Consider the following 16609-nt stretch of genomic DNA (forward strand, 5'->3'; position numbering starts at 1 on the left):
GCCGGGGTGGCGGACGGCCTCCGGCGGGGGTATGCGGGCCAGGATGACACTGCGCGAGGGGAGGCGGCGATGGGCGGTCTGACGGCAATCGGCTTCGATGCGGATGACACGCTCTGGCAGAACGAGCGGTTCTTCCGGCTGACTCACGACCGTTTCGCGGCGCTCCTGGCGGATTACGCGGCACCCGACCACCTGATGGCGCGGCTGACCGCGGCGGAGCGGCGCAACCTCGGGCACTACGGATTCGGCATCAAGGGCTTCACGCTCTCGATGATCGAGACCGCGATCGAGGTGACCGAGGCGCGCGTGCCCGCCGCCGTGATTGCGGACCTGGTCGCCGCCGGCCGCGAGATGCTGGAGCACCCGATCGAGCTTCTCCCCGGCGCGCGCGAGACCGTCGAGGCGCTCTCTGGCCGCTACCGCGTGCTGCTGATCACCAAGGGCGACCTGCTCGACCAGGAAAGGAAGCTCGCCCAATCCGGCCTCGGCGATCTCTTCGACGGGGTGGAGATCGTCAGCCACAAGACGGCGGAGAGCTATGCCGAGATCTTCGCCCGCCACGGCGAGGGCGCGGACCGCGCGATGATGGTGGGCAACTCGCTCCGCTCCGACGTGGTGCCGATGCTGGAAGCCGGCGGCTGGGGCGTCCACGTGCCCCACGAGCTGACCTGGGAATTCGAGGCGGCAGAAGAGCCCACCGACGCCCCGCGCTACCTGCGGCTCGCCCGCCTGGCAGAGCTTCCCGACGCGCTCGACCGCCTCGCGGGGTAGCGCCCGCCATATTCCCGACACCGCGCGTTCCTGTTTTGATCCCTTCCGGCTCATCAAGACGTGAATTTCCCACCGAATCGCTTTGAAATGACGGGTTTTCGGCGAGTCGGCGCTCTGCTATTCTGTCGCGAAGCAGCAAGGCCCCGCGCAAGACGGGGCGTAGAAGGCAGGAAAAAGGGGCCAGGATCGTGCGGGCACGTCCGGCGCAGTGCGTCCGATCAACCTTCCAGGTGAATCTTCTCGTGGCGTGGGCCCTGGTGCTCGCGCTGATGGTGCCCGTCCGGGCGATGGCCGCGCCCTACGCGGCCATGGTCATGGACGCGCGCGACGGCAAGATCCTCTACCAGGACAATGCCGACACCCGGCTTCACCCGGCCTCGCTGACGAAGATGATGACCCTCTACATCACCTTCGACGCGATCCGCCGCGGCGAGATCTCGCTCGACACCCCGGTCACCATCACCCGCCATGCCGCCGACCAGGAGCCGGTGCGCCTCGGCCTGCACCCGGGCCAGAAGCTCGCCCTGCGCTACCTGATCCGCGCCGCCGCGGTGAAATCCGCCAACGACGCCGCCGCCGCCATCGGTGACGCACTCTCCGGCAGCGGCGAGGCCTTCGGCAAGCGCATGACCGCGACGGCCAAGGCGCTCGGGATGATGAATTCGACCTTCAAGAACGCCAACGGGCTGACCATGCGCGGCCACCTGACGACCGCGCATGACATGGCGATCCTCGCGCGGCACCTGATCTACGATTTCCCCGAGTATTATAACATCTTCGGCCGGCAGAAGACCTTCGCCGGCGTGGCCGAGGTCTACAGCTCCAACCGCGCCTTCCTGCGCTCCTACCCGGGCGCCGACGGGCTGAAGACCGGCTTCACCTGGGCCTCGGGCTTCAACCTCGTGGCCTCGGCCGTGCATGGCAATGTCCGCCTGATCGGCGTGATCTTCGGCGAGCCCTCCGTCGCCGCCCGCAACAAGAAGATGACCGAGCTTCTGAACATGGGCTTCAAGCGCGCGCCGCAGAACGTGGCGCTGCGCCCGCCGGTGAAGCCCGACCTCAGCCACATCCCCTATGGCTGGCCGGGCCAGGATTCGGTGCTGGTGGCAAGCTCGCCCCGGCCCGCCCCGCGCCCGGATACGGCCAGCGCCGCTGCCGTGGCCGTCGCCGCCGCCGCGGCCTCCACCGCCCAGCCGCCCGCCGCCGCCTCTGGCGCGGCCCCGGTCGCCGCCGCCATCGCCACGGCCGAAGCCTCGGCCGCCCCCACTTCGCCGATGGCGCCCGCCACCGTCGCCGTGACCCCGGAACCGCGGCCCGCCAGCCTCCAGCAGCCCGCCGCAGATCCGACCCAGGTCGCCTCCGCCGATCCTGAGAAGCCCAGCCTCACCCCCGCGCCGCGCCCGCATTACGCCACCATGGCCGAGGCCGTGGCCGACAATGACGGCGAGCCGGTCAACGCCTCGGAGGTGACGATTACCGGGGCCAGCGGCAGTGCCCAGACCCAGGCCTCCGTCAGCAACGCCACGATCCAGAGCGTCGAGCCCACCTCCTCCGCCAGCGCGGTCCCGCCACGCGCCGCGCCCAAGGCCCGGCCCGAGATCGTCTTCGCCTCCGTCGCACCGGCCCCGAAGGCCGCCGAGCCGGCCGCCGCGCCGGAAGTCGTCAGCCGTCTCTCCACCTCCGGCGGGCGCGACTGGGCGATCACGCTTGGTCATTTCGGCAGCCGCGCGGCGGCCGAGAAGGTGCTGCTGCGCACCGCGCTGGCAGAGCCGGTCGTCCTCGACCAGGCGCTGCGCAAGGTGGTGGACCGCTCCTCGGGCTACGAGGCGAATTTCGTCGGCCTCACCCATCGCCAGGCCGATCTCGCCTGCGCCCGGCTTCAGGCCCGCGCGATCCAGTGCTTCTCGCTCTCGCCCTGATCTGATCTCGCTGCGCTGATCTTCCCGCGCTGATCGGGTCTTGCGCCCCTGCCCCTGCCACGGCAGGAAGGCGGCGGAGGTGCCGATGACCGACTATGCAATTCCCGTTCCGCCGCAACCGAGCCTGCCCGTCGCCGGCAGCCCGCTGCGCTTCCCCGTCCGCCGCATCTTCTGCGTCGGCCGCAACTATGCCGAACACGCGCGCGAGATGGGCAACGATCCGGACCGCGAACCGCCGTTCTTCTTCACCAAGCCCGCCGATGCGCTGGTCGAGGATGGCGCGACCGTCGCCTACCCCCCCGCCACCGCCGACCTGCATTACGAGGCAGAACTCGTCGTCGCGCTCGGCAAGGGCGGCGCGGATATCCCGGTCGCAGAGGCACTCGGGCATATCTGGGGCTGCGCCGCGGGCAACGACCTGACCCGCCGCGACCTGCAGGCCCAGGCCAAGGCGATGAAGCGGCCCTGGGACATGGCGAAGGGCTTCGACGCCTCGGCAGTCTGCGGCGCGCTCACGCCCTATGACGGGCGCGCCTTCACCGGCCGCATCCGCTGCCTCGTCAACGGCGCGGAACGCCAGTCGGCCGACCTGGCCGACATGATCTGGCCGGTCGCGGACGTGATCGCGCATCTCTCGGGGCTCGTCACGCTGCGCCCGGGCGACCTGATCTACACCGGCACCCCCGCCGGGGTCGGCGCGCTGGTGCACGGCGATACCTGCGTGGTGGAGGTCGAGGGGATCGGCAGCGTCAGCACCACCATCGCCTGAGGGCCGGCCCCCGGCCCATCAGGGCTTCGGGTGGTCGTCGTAATCCGGCCGCAGGATGCGGCGGGCATTGCCCTCGGGGTCGTCGTACTGGTCGGAGTTCAGCGACCAGATGAAGGCGCCGAGGCCGATGCCCCCCAGCATCAGCGAGATCGGGATCAGATAGGCCAGAACCGTCATTCTTCACCTCAGCCTTAGCGCGTTGAGTGATACCGTGATGGAAGACGCCGACATCGCCAGCGCCGCGATCAGCGGCGTGGCGAGCCCCAGCACCGCCAGCGGTACCGCCACGGCGTTGTAGAGCGCGGAGACCGCGAAATTCTCCCGGATACGCCGCCGCGCGCGCCGCGCGACCCGCGCAGCCTCGGCGACCGGCGCCATGTCCTGCCCCAGCAGCACGATGTCCGAGGCCACCCGCGCCGCATCGAGTGCCGAGGCCGGCGAGACGGAGACATACGCCGCCGCAAGCGCCGCCGTGTCGTTCAGCCCGTCGCCCACCATCAGGACCCGGCGCCCCTCGGCGGCGAGCCGCGCGACCTCGGCGGCCTTCTCCTCCGGCAGGGCGCCGGCCGTCCAGTCCGCGATGCCAAGCCGCCCGGCCAGCTCCGCCACCGCCGCCTCGGCGTCGCCGGAGATCAGCCGCACTGCCATCCCCTGCGCCCTGAGCGCCGCCACGGCCGCCGCAGCCCCGGGCCGCAGATGGTCCGTGAAGGGAAATCCCACCGCCGCGCCGGTGCCGCGGTCCAGATAGGTCGCCGTCGCCGCCAGCGGCGCGGCCCCGACCCATTCGGCCCGGCCCAGCCGCACCACGCGTCCCCGGTACCGGCCCTCGACGCCGTAGCCCGGCACCTCGCGCAGGTCCTCGACCGCCGCCGGCGCCACCCCCGCCGCCGCGGCCCCGGTGGCCAGCGCGCGTGCAAGCGGATGGGCCGAGGCCGCGGCCAGTGCCGCCGCCAGCGCCAGGTCCTCCGGCGCCCGCGCGTCCAGCCGCACCGGCTCCGGCGCGCCGAGCGTCAGCGTCCCGGTCTTGTCGAAAACGACCGTATCGACCTCCGCCAGACGCTCCAGCGCGGTGCCGTCCTTGATCAGAAGCCCCTTGCGGAACAGCCGCCCCGAGGCCGCCGTCACCACCGCCGGCACGGCAAGGCCCAGCGCGCAGGGGCAGGTGATGATCAGCACCGCCACCCCGATGTTCAGCGCCAGATGCACGTCGCCGCCGGTCCGCCAAAGCCAGCCGAGGAAGCTCGCGAAGGCCAGCAGATGCACGCCGGGCGCATAGATCCCCGCCGCCCGGTCGGCGAGCGAGGTGTAGCGGTTCTTCGCACTTTCCGCGACCGCCACCAGATCGGCCATCCGGTGCAGCGAACTGTCCTGCCCCGCCGCAGTCACCCGCACGGTCAGCGGCCCGGTCAGGTTCACCTCGCCCGCGCTCACCACCGCCTCCGGTCCGGTCCAGACCGGCAGGCTCTCCCCGGTCAGAAGCGACCGGTCAAGTTCGCTCGTCCCCTCGACGACCACGCCATCCACCGGCATCCGCGCGCCCGGCCGCACCCGCACCAGGTCTCCCGGCCGCAGATCGGCGATGGCGACGGCCACCTCCGCGCCCCCTTCCATCCGCAGCGCGCGCGGCACCTCCAGCGCGGCCAGCTCCGCCGCGGCCGAGCGCGCGACCGCCCGCGTACGATAGTCGAGGTAGCGCCCGGCCAGCAGGAAGAAGGTCAGCGCCACGGCGGCATCGAAATAGGTATGCCCCCCGCCCTCGGCGGTCTCGTAGAGCGAAAGCCCCGTGGCCAGCAGGATGGCAAGCGAGATCGGCACGTCCATCCCCAGCCGCCCCGCCTTCAGCGCGGTGGCCGCGTTGCGGAAGAAGGGCTGGCCCGCGAAGATCACCGTCGGCAGCGCGATCGCGGCAGAGATCCATTCGAAAAGGATCCGCGTCGGCCCCTCCGCCCCCGACCAGACCGCGACCGACAGAAGCATCACGTTCATCATCGCGAAGCCCGCGACGCCCAGCCGCATCAGAAGCTCCCGCCCCGCGCGATCGGCGCGCGTGGGTGTCAGGCTGCCGGGGTCCAGCTCATGCGCCTCGTAGCCGAGCCGGTCCAGCGCCGCGATCAGCCCCTCCGCCGTCACCCAGGGCTCCGCCGCCACCGCGACCCGCTTCAGCGTCAGGTTTACCCGCGCGTCATGCACGCCCGGCAGCTTCGCCAGCCCCCGCTCCACCGTGCTCATGCAGGCCGCGCAATGGGCGGTCGGCAGCGACAGCATCAGCCGCGCCTCTCCCGGTGCCGCGCGCCGGGCCAGATCCTCCGCCGCCGGCACGGCCAGGCAGGCGGGGCAGGCCGAGGCCGGGGTGGTCGCAGGGGCGGGGACAGCGGCGGAAAGCGTCTCGGTCACCGCCCTACTCCGCCACGATCAGCGCAAGCCGCTGGTGGAACTCGGTCCCGTCCTTGGCCCGAGCATTGATCTTGACCATCCACTTGCCGGGGGCCAGCGTCACCGGGCGCGCCACGAAGACCGGACCGTCCTGCGCGAAGATCGGGCGCTGGTCGTCCTTCGCCTCTGTCGGCCGCCCGATCAGCAGGTCCATCGCCGCGACCTGCGGCACCTGACCCCGGGTACCCTGGAACGTCACCTTCAGCGCCTTGCCGGCATAGGCGAGGTCGATCTTCCAGCCCAGCGCGATCTGCGCCTTCATGATCTGGTCGAAGGCCTGGCTTTCGTCATAGCCGTTGCCGGTCTCCTCCTCGAGGCCGGGGAAGCTCTTCTCCGCCTGGTAGGCCATGGTGAAATTCACCCCGAAGACGACGGCCACCCAGAAGATCGCGATCGCCAGAACCTTGCGCCCGGTCAGCTTGCCCATGCCCGGTCCCTCCCCCTCAATGACCCTTGCCGAAGAAGACAGTCGCCTGCTCGGCCGCCTGCCCGCTCACCGTATCCTCCACCCGGAAGGTCAGCGGCGTGCGCTCGGCGACCGCGGCGGCGCTCTTCGGCGCGGCCAGCACGTAGACGCGCAGAATCCTGGTTTCGTCCGCCGGCACCGTCGCCTCGGCACCGCTCGCGCCCTCCACCGACAGGCTCAGCGGCGCGGCGGAGGTAAGCGACAGCCGGAACGGATGCGCCGTGTGTTCCTGGTTGCGGATGCGGATGTCATAGGTGTTGCGGATCGCCCCGTCCGACAGCGTGACGTAGATCGGGTTGCGCACCGGCGCGACGGTCAGGCTGATCGGCTGGCGCAGGAACAGCGCCACGACAAGGCCGACGCCGATCCCGGCCCAGAGCAGGGTGTAAAGGATGGTGCGCGGGCGGAAGACATGGGCCCAGATCGGACGCGGCGCCGCGCCCGACCGCTCGCGCCCCTCGTCGGTCAGCGCCATGTAGCCGACCAGCCCCCTCGGCTTGCCGACCTTGTCCATCATGTCGTTGCAGGCGTCGATGCACAGCCCGCAGGTGATGCAGGCCAGCTGCTGGCCGTCGCGGATGTCGATCCCCATCGGGCAGACGTTGACGCAGGCCGAGCAGTCGATGCAGTCGCCGAGGGTCGAGGCGCCTTCCGCCTTGCGGTGCTTGCCGCGCGGCTCGCCGCGCCAGGACCGGTAGCCGATGGTGATCGTGTCCTCGTCCATCATCGCGGCCTGGATGCGCGGCCAGGGGCAGGCGTAGATGCAGATCTGCTCGCGCGCGAAGCCGCCGAAGAAGAAGGTCGTGGCGGTGAGGATCCCCATGGTCGAATAGGCGATCGGATGCGCGGTGCCGGTGACCAGCTGCTGCGCCAGCGTCGGCGCATCGGCGAAGTAGAAGATCCAGGCCCCGCCGGTGGCGAGCCCGATCAGGAGCCACAGGAACCATTTCGTCGCCCGCAGCCGGGCCTTCCGGAGGTCCCACTTCTGCCGGAACAGCCTGAGGCGGGCGTTGCGGTCGCCCTCCACCCAGCGCTCGACCAGGATGAAGAGGTCAGTCCAGACGGTCTGCGGGCAGGCATAGCCGCACCACACGCGGCCGAGAGCCGACGTGAAGAGAAACAGCCCCAGCCCGGCCATCACCAGCAGGCCCGCGACGAAATAGAACTCGTGCGGCCAGATCTCGATCCAGAAGAAGAAGAACCGCCGCCCGGCAAGATCCAGCAGCACCGCCTGGTCCGGCAGGTTCGGCCCGCGATCCCAGCGGATCCAGGGGGTTACGTAGTAAATCCCCAGCATGACGGCCATAAGCCACCATTTGAGGCTTCGGAACTTGCCCTTCACGCGGCGGGGGAAGACCGGCTCCCGCGCGGCATAGAGGGCCTGCTGGTCAGGATTTTCCGAAGAGGACACTGTAGGCTCCGGTGATTCTCGCATGCCTGCCCGGTATGGGGCGCGCGACTTCACGCTTCCTTGATATGCGTCAAAAAGCGGATTGCGGATGCATGAAATCCGGCCCCGCGCGCTTCTGCCGCGCCCCAGGCCGAAAGCCGGCCTCCCCCCGCTTCTTCTTGGCCCAAATACTCAGCCTTCCGGCCCGAAACAGCGGGCGCAGCCCGCCGGGCCAGCACTCGTCCGCCCCGCCCACACCCCGCCTCTCCCTGCGAAACGCGGCCTTTGACCCGGCCGCCCGCCCCTGTCACTCTGTCGTGAAGTCCGGGCCGCGGGCATCCGATCGGGGGAGGGCACCATGGAAAAGCGCCACGCCGGCGATACGGTGGAATTCTCGGCCGCCGAGATCGGCGCGCTGGCCCATCTCTACCGGGCAGAGGTCTACCGCTCCACGGTCTGGCGAACCCGGCTCGATACCACCACCAACTGGTCGGTCGTCACCCTGGGCGTCGCCCTCTCGATCACCTTCTCGAACCCCAACGCCTCGCCCCTGCCGCTGATCCTGGTCGGCATCCTCATCATGCTCTTCCTCGCGCTGGAGGCCCGGCGCTACCGCTACTTCTCGGTCTGGCGCGGCCGCTCCCGCTGGCTGGAGACTCAGTTTTTCGTGCCGATGCTGGCCGAGGGCGACCTGCATACAGAGGAGGGCTGGCAGAAGACCCTGGCCGAGGATTACCGCAACCCCGCCTACCACGTCTCCTACATGGTCGCGATCGCGCGGCGGGTCCGCTCCAACTACCTCTGGATCCTGCTGATCCAGTCGCTCGCCTATCTCGGCAAGCTGATCGTGCATCCGACCCCGATCGACAGCTGGCACCACCTTGTCTCGCGCGCCGATATCGGGCCGTTCCCGGGGGAGGTCGTGCTGGCCGCCGGCGGGGTTTACATCCTCAGCTGGGCGGCGCTGGCGCTCTGGATCGGTCGCCGCGACGCCCGCCGCATCCGGGCCCGAGGCGGCACGCCCGCGATGGGCTGATGGCTCAGCCCGCCGGGCAGCCCGTCAGTTCCACCGCCCGGTCTCGGCCCAGCACGGTGATCCGCACCCGCGACCGGTCAAGCAGGAACGGCGCCGCATCCGCCGGCACCAGGTCCGCCCCCGCGACCAGCTCGGCCCCCTGACGCTTCGTGCTGCTGGCCCCGACCCAGATCGACGGATCGCCGGTCTCGAAAAGCGCCACCTCGCTGCCGCCCTCCGGCGGAAGCGCGATATGCGCGGTCAGGTGCAGCCCGTCCTTGATCGGCCGGACGCTGCAGTGGAACCCCGAAAGCCCCGCCCGCGCCGCCGGCTCCGGCACCTCGGCCAGTGCCTGTCGGATCGCCGGCACCTCGCCCCCCGGGCCAGAGAGCTCGGCGCTCAGATCGAACTCGACGGGGATGCAGATGTCGTTGCAGACGCCGATATCCACCTTCGCCCGCACCGCCACCGGCTGGCCCGGCGCCTTCGGCGTGAACTCGATCGGCAGCACGAGGTCGTGGAGATAGCCCACGCTCTGCAGCCCGTTCAGCTCGAACACCCGCGGCGCCGGCCAGTGGATCGCGACAGAGGAGAGGTTGGACGACCCCGCCCAGTCGAACCGCGGCGGGATTCCGGCATCGCCCGGCGCGCGCCAATAGGTCTTCCAGTGATCGGCCAGCCGGATCTCCAGCGCCGCCATCTGGTGTCCCGCGGCGGTCCGCCAGCCCGGGATCAGCCGCGCCTGCACCACCTCGGCGGCCGAGGTTGGCGGCGCGGCGGCGGCGGGCCCCGAGGGCAACAGCAGGCAGAGGAAAAGGGCGAAAGCCTTGCGCATCGGCAGAAGATGGGCCGCTCCGGGCGGCTTGAAAAGTCACTTTCGGGCGAAACACCGCCGCCTGCGGCCTTGCTGCACCGCCGCGAGGCCTTGCAGAGCGCTCCCCCGCGCCCCATCCTTCTGTCATGGCAGCAGATCCCGAATCCATGGACCTTACCGGCAAGTTCCTGATCGCCATGCCCGGCATGGGCGATCCGCGGTTCGAGACCGCCCTGATCCTCGTCTGCGCCCATTCGGATGACGGCGCGATGGGGCTGATCGTCAACAAGCCGCTGCCGGAACCCGGCTTCCGCCGCCTGCTGGAGCAGCTGGAGATCACGCCCGGCCCGGACTGCGCCGATGTGAAGGTCCAGTTCGGCGGCCCGGTCGAGAACGGGCGCGGCTTCGTGCTGCATTCTCCCGAATACTCGGCCGAGGACGGCACCATGCCGATCGACGAGACCTTCGGCATGACCGCGACGCTGCAGGTGCTGGAGGACCTCGCCCGGGGCAAGGGGCCGGAACGCGCGCTCCTCGCGCTCGGCTACGCCGGCTGGGGCCCCGGCCAGATCGAATCAGAGATCCTGCGCAATGGCTGGCTGAGCTGCGAGGCCAGCCCCGAGATCGTCTTCTCCCTCGACAATGCGACGAAGTGGGAGCGCGCGCTGAAGACCATCGGCGTCGACGCGCTCACGCTGTCGTCGACCGCCGGCCGGGCCTGAACCCTCCGAATTCCCCCGGCCCGAAACAGCGGGGCGCCCAGGCGGGCCATCGCCCGTCCGCGGGTGGGCGCCCGTGGCGCCGCGGGTCTGTCCGATTATGGCGTAAGAAACCCCTGCCGTCGCCCTACCCGCGCGGTGCCGCCGCCCGCCTCAGCCGGTCGTTGATCGCGCGCCCCAGCCCATGGTCCGGCACCGGCGCCACGGCGATCACACGGCCCCCCGCCCGCGCATCGGCCTCGCGCAGAAGGTGAAACAGGTTCGCCGCCGCCTCCACCATGTCCCCCGTGGCCGAAAGCGTCAGCTCCCCCGCCACCGGCCCGAAGCCGATCAGCAGCTCCCCCGGCCGCGCCTCCGTCGCCTCCAGCCGCACCGCCGCGCCCGGCGCGTAATGCGAGCCAAGCTGCCCCGGCGCGGAAATCCCCGCGCCCGCGGCCCCCAGGGGTGCCCCGAGGCAGGCCTCGATCACCTCCACCGGCAACCCGCCGGGGCGCAGCAGCACCGGCGCCCCCGCCGCTCCGACGATGGTCGATTCCACCCCCACCGGGCAGGCGCCGCCGTCAAGCACCGCCTCGATCCGCCCGCCAAGGCCGTCCATCACATGGCCCGCCCGCGTCGGGCTGACCCGGCCGGAGGGATTGGCCGAAGGCCCCGCTACCGGCCCGCCGAAGGCCGTCAGCAGCGCCTGCGCCACCGGATGCGCCGGAACGCGCACCGCGACCGTCGGAAGCCCGGCCATGACCAGCGGCGAGAGCCCCGCTTCCGGCCGCGCCTCCAGAACCAGCGTCAGCGGCCCGGGCCAGAAGGCATCCGCCAGCCGCTCCGCGGCCTCGGTGAAGCGCACGATCCGCCGCGCCGCGGCGACATCGGCCACATGCACGATCAGCGGGTTGAAGGAGGGCCGGCCCTTGGCCTCGAAGATCCGCGCCACCGCCCGGCCATTGCGCGCATCGCCGCCAAGGCCGTAGACCGTCTCCGTCGGGAAGGCCACCAGCCCGCCGGCCCCCAGCACCGCGCTGGCCTGGGCGACGCCTTCCGGCGTGGCGGGCAGAAGATGGGTCTCTGTCGGCATCGTGACGCGGCGTTCGGCTTGCTGGCTGGCGCACATGCGCTAGCGTTACCATTGGACGGCTGTCACATACGCGCGCACCGCGCCGATGCCAAGCCGCAGACCGGGGGGAACGGACCATGACGTATCGCGCGCCGGCCACAGAGCTGCGCTTCATCCTCGATCACGTCGTGGGTTTCCTGGCGGTCACGGCGACCGACCGCTACGCCGAGGCCGGCGAGGTGACCGACGCGATCCTGTCGGAGGCCGCCCGCCTCTGCGACACCGCCCTCGCGCCCCTGAACCGCCCCGGCGACGCGCAGCCGAGCCGGCTGGAAAACGGCGTCGTCCGCACGCCCCCCGGCTTCGCCGAGGGCTATGCCGCGATCCGCGACGGCGGCTGGGTCGCGATCTCCGCACCCCCCGAGCATGGCGGCATGGGCCTGCCGGTCGCGCTTACCTCGGCGGTGAACGACATGATGTCGGGAGCCTGCCTCGCGCTGCAGCTGAACCCGCTCCTGACCCAGGGCCAGATCGAGGCGCTTGAACATCACGCCAGCCCCGAGCTTCAGGCCCTCTACCTGCCCAAGCTCATCTCCGGCGAATGGTCCGGCACGATGAACCTGACCGAACCGCAGGCCGGCACCGATGTCGGCGCGCTCAGGACCCGGGCAGAACCCAACGGCGACGGCACCTATGCCATCACCGGCCAGAAGATCTTCATCACCTGGGGCGACGCCGACTTCCTGGCCAACACCTGCCACCTGGTCCTCGCCCGCCTGCCGGACGGGGTGCCCGGCACCAAGGGGATCAGCCTCTTCCTCGTCCCGAAATTCCTGCCCGATGCCGAGGGAAACCCCGGCGCGCGCAACAGCCTCCAGGTCGTCAGCCTCGAGCACAAGCTCGGCATCCACGGCTCGCCCACCTGCGTCATGCAATACGACGGCGCCACTGGCTGGCTCGTCGGCGAGAAGCACGACGGCATGCGCGCCATGTTCACCATGATGAACAACGCCCGCCTCGCCGTCGGCATCCAGGGCATCGGCGTGGCAGAGGCCGCCTACCAGCACGCGCTCGCCTATGCGACGGAGCGCCGCCAGGGCAAGACCCCGGTCGAGGGCCCCGGCACCATCGTCGACCATGCCGACGTGCGCCGGATGCTTGCCACGATGAAGGCGGAGGTCTTCGCCGCCCGCGCCATCGCCCTTGCCACCGCCACCGCCATCGACATGTCCCGCGCCACGGGGGAGGCCGACTGGGCCGCCCGCGCGGCGCTCCTGACGCCCATCGCCAAGGCCTATGGCAGCGACACCGGCATCGCGGTCGCCAGCACCGGAGTCCAGATCCACGGCGGCATGGGCTTCATCGAGGAGACCGGCGCCGCCCAATACCTCCGCGATGTCCGCATCACCGCGATCTACGAGGGCACCAACGGCATCCAGGCGATGGACCTCGTCGCCCGCAAGATGATGGACGGGGGCGAAGCCGCCTTCCGCCTGATGGAGGAGATCGAGGCAGAGGCCGAGGCCGCCCGCACCCTCCTCCCCGACCTCGCGAACGCCGTCTGGTCCGCCGCCGAGAGCCTGCGCGAGGCGACCGAGGAACTGGTCGCCGCCGGGATGCAGGACCGCTTCGCCGGCGCGGTGCCCTACCTGCGCGCCTTCGCCCTGACGCTCGGCGGCCACTACCACCTGCGCGCCGCGCGGGCGGAGGGCGGCTCCGGCCCCCGCACGCGCCTCGCCGGCGTCTTCATCTCCCGCATCCTGCCGGAGACCCCGGGCCTTCTCGCCCAGGCCCGTGCCGGGGCAGGGGAACTCTACGCGCTGACCCTCGAAGACCTCTCGGCCTGATGGACAGCCCCGGCCTGACCCTGCGTTACCCGATCGAGGCCCCCCCCGCCGAGGGCGAGGCGGTCGAGATCGCCGAGGGCATCCTCTGGTTCCGCCTGCCCCTGCCGATGAAGCTCGACCACGTGAACATCTTCGCGCTGGACGAGGGCGACGGCTGGACCGTCGTCGACACCGGCTTCGACAGCCGCCGCAGCCGCGCGATCTGGGAGGCGGTCCTTGCAGGCCCGCTCGGCGGGCGGCCGGTGACGCGGCTCGTCGTCACCCATCACCACCCCGACCATATCGGGCTCGCGGGCTGGTTCCAGGCACGGGGGGCAGAGCTTCTGACCACCCGCACCGCCTGGCTGATGGCCCGCATGCTGACGCTCGACGTAGAGGAGACGCCCAGCCCGCAGGCCGTGGCCTTCTGGCAATCCGCCGGCATGCCGGCCGAGATGCTCGCGACCCGCCGCGCCGAGCGGCCCTTCAATTTCGCCGATATCGTCACCCCCCTGCCGCCGGGCTACACCCGCATCGGCGAGGGCGACCGCCTCCGTCTCGGCGGGCGGCACTGGCAGGTGCGGATCGGCAACGGCCACGCCCCCGAACACGCCACCCTCTGGTGCGAGGAGGAGGCGCTGGTGCTCGGCGGCGACCAGCTCCTGCCCTCGATCTCGCCCAATCTCGGGGTCTATCCCAGCGAACCCGCCGCCGATCCGGTGGGCGACTGGATGGAAAGCTGTACCCGCCTCGCCCCCTTCGCCCGCGACGACCAGCTGATCCTGCCCGGGCACAAGCTGCCCTATCGCGGCCTGCCGCTCAGGCTGTCCCAGATGATCGAGAACCACGCCGGGGCGCTCGCCCGGCTGCAGGAGCGCCTCGCCCAGCCGCGCACCGCGGTCGACTGTTTCCCCGCCCTTTTCAAGCGCGAGATCGGCCCGGCCGAATACGGGCTCGCGCTGGTCGAGGCGATGGCCCATCTCAACCACCTCCTCCGCAACGGCCGCGCGGTCCGGACCCGGCGCGCGGACGGCGCCTGGCTGTGGCAGACCACGGCCTGAGCCGCGGTCCGCCGGGCGGCAATGGCGTGACAGGCGCCCGCAAATCGGCTATTGGGCAGAAAACCAACGCTGAAAGGGAGCGGTGCTGATGGCGGGTTTCGAGCATGGGTCGATGGACATCCGCGACCACCAGAAGACCTTCGACGGCTTCGTGAAGATGGTCACCTGGGGCGGCATCATCGTCGTCTGCGTGCTGATCTTCGTCGGCCTCGTGAACGGCTAGGGCCAGCGCGCCGCCGCGCCGACAGACCGAAGACCAAGCGACAGGACAGTTTCATGGGCCGCCTCCTCCTCAGCCTCGGCCTCGTGCTATTTGTTGCCGCCTGCGGGTCGGGCCGCCCCTTCGCGCCCGAGCCGGTGGTCCAGCACGCGGCCTTTGTGGACACGAAGGATCCCCCTTCGATCACGCTCTTCACCTCGATCCGCTCCGCGGCGGGGACCGGGGCGCATTCTGCGGTGCTGATCAACGCCTCCGAGCGGGTGATCTTCGACCCCGCCGGCAGCTTCGAGACCGAGACCCGCGGCGTCGCCCCGATCCGCGGCGACGTGATCTACGGCGTCACCGATCCGGTGCTCGACGCCTATCGCCGCTTCCAGTCCTCCACCGGCTACCACGTTGTGGCGATCACCGTCCCCGTGCCCGCCGCCGTGGCGGAAGAGGCGCTGCACAAGGCCGAGGACCACGGCTGGGTCAGCCAGGCCTTTTGCGCCGATGCCTCCTCGCATCTGATCTCCTCCCTGCCGGGGTTCGAGCGGGTCCACCCCACGCTCTTCCCCCGCGCCTTCATGCTGCAGATGGAGAAGATGCCGGGCGCCACGATCCGCACCTACCTGAAGGGGGTCGAGATCCCGAACGGCAGCGCGCCGCATAGCCGCGCCGCCCTCCCCGACTTCCCAGACGGGCTGCCGGGGTGAGCGTGGCGCGGATCCGTCCCGGCCTCGCCGCCGGGCACCGCGCCGCCGCGCTCTCGCTCTACTGGCTCGCCTTCGGCCCGAAGCTCGGCCGCCTTCTGGGTCCGGAGACGCGGGCCCTGGCCTATCTCGACCGGGTGCTTTGCCCCGAGCAGATGATCTCGGCCGTCTCGGAGCGGGGCGAGCTTCTGGGCATCGCCGGCTTCCGCATGGCGCGCGGCGCCGTCTCCATCGGCCGGCTGCCCGAGATGGTGGCCGTCTACGGCCGCTTCGGCGCCTTCTGGCGCTGCGCCCTGATCCGGGCGCTGCCGCAGGCGGTCGGCCCGGGCCAGTTCAGCATCGACGGCCTCGCCGTCTTCGACGCGGCCCGCGGCCAGGGCATCGGCGCCGCGCTGATCGAGGCGCTCTGCACCGAGGCCCGCAGCCATGGCTTCCGGGATATCCTGCTCGACGTCGCCGATGCCAACACCCCGGCCCGGGCGCTTTACGAACGCGAGGGCTTCGTCCCCTGCGGCAGGGACCGCATGGGCCCCCTGCGCCTGATCTTCGGCTTTTCCGCCTCGACCCGCATGGTCCGGCACCTGGCGTAACCGACGCGCCCCGGCCCGCGCAGGGTGCGCATTCATTGCGCACCACCCGATTCCCCACCTTTCCCCCGCCGGCCCGATACGGCGTCGCGTGGCCCGCCGGGCCAGCGCCCGTCCGCCTCCGTCGCACCTTCCGTGTGCCGCGAAACATCGGCACGCCTCCGGCGTGACGGCGGACGATCCCTGCCCTTCCACAGCTCACGGCCGGAAAGGCCTTAACCAACCCTTACCCACCTGTCCCGAAATACGGTACACTACGGTGCGAAAGCGGTGTCAAATCGGTGCCAAATCGGCACCCCGATTTTCCAGCCCCCGCAGCCCCTTACGCGTTCCCCGCCCGCCGCGCTACACTTCCCCCGAAAAACCGAGGAGAGAGAGATGCGCAAACTCCAAGCCCAGGGCGTCCACCACATCACCCTCGTCGGCGCCGACCGGCAGACCTCGATCGATTTCTGGGAGGGGCTCCTCGGCATGCCCTTCGTGTTCGAGCAGCCTAACCTAGACCGCCCGGAGGAAAGCCACCTCTACTTCGACCCCGGCGACGGCCGCCTCATCACCATCTTCACCAATGAGAGCCGCCGTCCCGACCCGCGCCGCACCCCGACCGAACCGGGCTGCGTCCATCACATCGCGTTCAACGTCAGCCGGGCGACCTTCTCGCAGGCCGTCTCCCGCTTGGGCGAGCGCGGGATCGAGAACACGGGTGTGAAGGACCGGGGCTTCATGGATTCGATTTACTTCAACGATCCCATGGGCTTGACCATCGAGCTCGCCAGCTACCGCTTCTTCCCGCCCGAGGGCTGCACCCATGCCGACGTGATGATCGAGGCCCACCGCCTCCGCGTCGGCCGCGGCGATGACCATATCGAAGAAATC

17 protein-coding genes are annotated in these 16609 nt (G+C 70.9%); 11 read left to right on the plus strand and 6 right to left on the minus strand.

Translation table 11 applies throughout. From position 1 onward, the window contains the following. Positions 1-69 precede the first annotated feature (69 nt). From EIP85_RS09105 to EIP85_RS09115, 3 genes are all read left to right on the plus strand, one after another. The gene (locus tag EIP85_RS09105; RefSeq protein WP_127901871.1) at positions 70-771 is read left to right on the plus strand and encodes an HAD family hydrolase; all 702 of its coding nucleotides are present in this window, start codon (positions 70-72) and stop codon (positions 769-771) included. A gap of 242 nt (positions 772-1013) precedes the next feature. Continuing rightward, complete coding sequence (locus EIP85_RS09110) at positions 1014-2690, plus strand: D-alanyl-D-alanine carboxypeptidase family protein (protein ID WP_338325345.1); 1677 nt, start codon at positions 1014-1016, stop codon at positions 2688-2690. Positions 2691-2775: 85 nt separating this feature from the next. After that, positions 2776-3459, plus strand: coding sequence for a fumarylacetoacetate hydrolase family protein (locus EIP85_RS09115; protein WP_127901872.1), 684 nt, complete (start codon positions 2776-2778; stop codon positions 3457-3459). A gap of 18 nt (positions 3460-3477) precedes the next feature. Here the strand turns inward: EIP85_RS09115 and ccoS are convergent, their stop codons facing one another. Genes ccoS through ccoG form a run of 4 tightly spaced genes read right to left on the minus strand, consistent with a single transcriptional unit; the run spans position 3478 to position 7793 of the window. Further along, complete coding sequence (ccoS, locus tag EIP85_RS09120; protein WP_127901873.1) at positions 3478-3636, minus strand: cbb3-type cytochrome oxidase assembly protein CcoS; 159 nt, start codon at positions 3634-3636, stop codon at positions 3478-3480. Between the two features lie 3 nt (positions 3637-3639). Beyond that, the gene (locus EIP85_RS09125) at positions 3640-5853 is read right to left on the minus strand and encodes a heavy metal translocating P-type ATPase (protein ID WP_241559936.1); all 2214 of its coding nucleotides are present in this window, start codon (positions 5851-5853) and stop codon (positions 3640-3642) included. Between the two features lie 4 nt (positions 5854-5857). After that, positions 5858-6319: a FixH family protein gene (locus EIP85_RS09130; protein WP_127901874.1), complete on the minus strand. Its 462-nt coding sequence runs from the start codon at positions 6317-6319 to the stop codon at positions 5858-5860. 16 nt (positions 6320-6335) lie between these two features. Further along, positions 6336-7793 (minus strand): cytochrome c oxidase accessory protein CcoG, encoded by a 1458-nt coding sequence (gene ccoG / locus EIP85_RS09135; protein WP_127901875.1) that lies wholly within the window; start codon positions 7791-7793, stop codon positions 6336-6338. 313 nt (positions 7794-8106) lie between these two features. Between ccoG and EIP85_RS09140 the strand changes: the two genes are divergently transcribed. Further along, a complete protein-coding gene (locus EIP85_RS09140; protein ID WP_127901876.1) occupies positions 8107-8784 on the plus strand; it encodes a DUF2270 domain-containing protein in 678 nt (225 codons plus the stop codon). Positions 8785-8788: 4 nt separating this feature from the next. On the opposite strand, the gene EIP85_RS09145 is transcribed toward EIP85_RS09140, so the two are convergent. Next, entirely contained in the window at positions 8789-9598 is an 810-nt protein-coding gene (locus EIP85_RS09145) for a protein-disulfide reductase DsbD domain-containing protein (RefSeq protein WP_127901877.1), read from the minus strand. 146 nt (positions 9599-9744) lie between these two features. Here EIP85_RS09145 and EIP85_RS09150 point away from each other — a divergent pair, with 146 nt between their 5' ends. Then, the gene (locus EIP85_RS09150; RefSeq protein WP_127901878.1) at positions 9745-10299 is read left to right on the plus strand and encodes a YqgE/AlgH family protein; all 555 of its coding nucleotides are present in this window, start codon (positions 9745-9747) and stop codon (positions 10297-10299) included. A gap of 124 nt (positions 10300-10423) precedes the next feature. Here the strand turns inward: EIP85_RS09150 and EIP85_RS09155 are convergent, their stop codons facing one another. Continuing rightward, the gene (locus EIP85_RS09155) at positions 10424-11368 is read right to left on the minus strand and encodes an L-threonylcarbamoyladenylate synthase (protein ID WP_127901879.1); all 945 of its coding nucleotides are present in this window, start codon (positions 11366-11368) and stop codon (positions 10424-10426) included. 116 nt (positions 11369-11484) lie between these two features. Between EIP85_RS09155 and EIP85_RS09160 the strand changes: the two genes are divergently transcribed. The 6 genes from EIP85_RS09160 to EIP85_RS09185 all read left to right on the plus strand — a co-directional run. Continuing rightward, complete coding sequence (locus EIP85_RS09160; RefSeq protein WP_127901880.1) at positions 11485-13194, plus strand: acyl-CoA dehydrogenase; 1710 nt, start codon at positions 11485-11487, stop codon at positions 13192-13194. Beyond that, the gene (locus EIP85_RS09165; RefSeq protein ID WP_127901881.1) at positions 13194-14234 is read left to right on the plus strand and encodes an MBL fold metallo-hydrolase; all 1041 of its coding nucleotides are present in this window, start codon (positions 13194-13196) and stop codon (positions 14232-14234) included. The genes EIP85_RS09160 and EIP85_RS09165 overlap by 1 nt, the downstream gene beginning before the upstream one ends. Before the next feature lie 88 nt (positions 14235-14322). Further along, the gene (locus tag EIP85_RS09170) at positions 14323-14457 is read left to right on the plus strand and encodes an aa3-type cytochrome c oxidase subunit IV (RefSeq protein WP_127901882.1); all 135 of its coding nucleotides are present in this window, start codon (positions 14323-14325) and stop codon (positions 14455-14457) included. 53 nt (positions 14458-14510) lie between these two features. Then, on the plus strand, positions 14511-15149 hold the full coding sequence (locus EIP85_RS09175) for a hypothetical protein (protein WP_127901883.1): 639 nt from the start codon (positions 14511-14513) through the stop codon (positions 15147-15149). 2 nt (positions 15150-15151) lie between these two features. Next, entirely contained in the window at positions 15152-15736 is a 585-nt protein-coding gene (locus tag EIP85_RS09180; protein WP_241559937.1) for a GNAT family N-acetyltransferase, read from the plus strand. 375 nt (positions 15737-16111) lie between these two features. Continuing rightward, the coding region (locus tag EIP85_RS09185) for a VOC family protein (RefSeq protein ID WP_164871685.1) at positions 16112-16609 on the plus strand (498 nt) is incomplete at its 3' end.

The sequence above is a fragment of the Solirhodobacter olei genome, assembly GCF_004010155.1.
Taxonomy (GTDB): domain Bacteria; phylum Pseudomonadota; class Alphaproteobacteria; order Rhodobacterales; family Rhodobacteraceae; genus Solirhodobacter; species Solirhodobacter olei.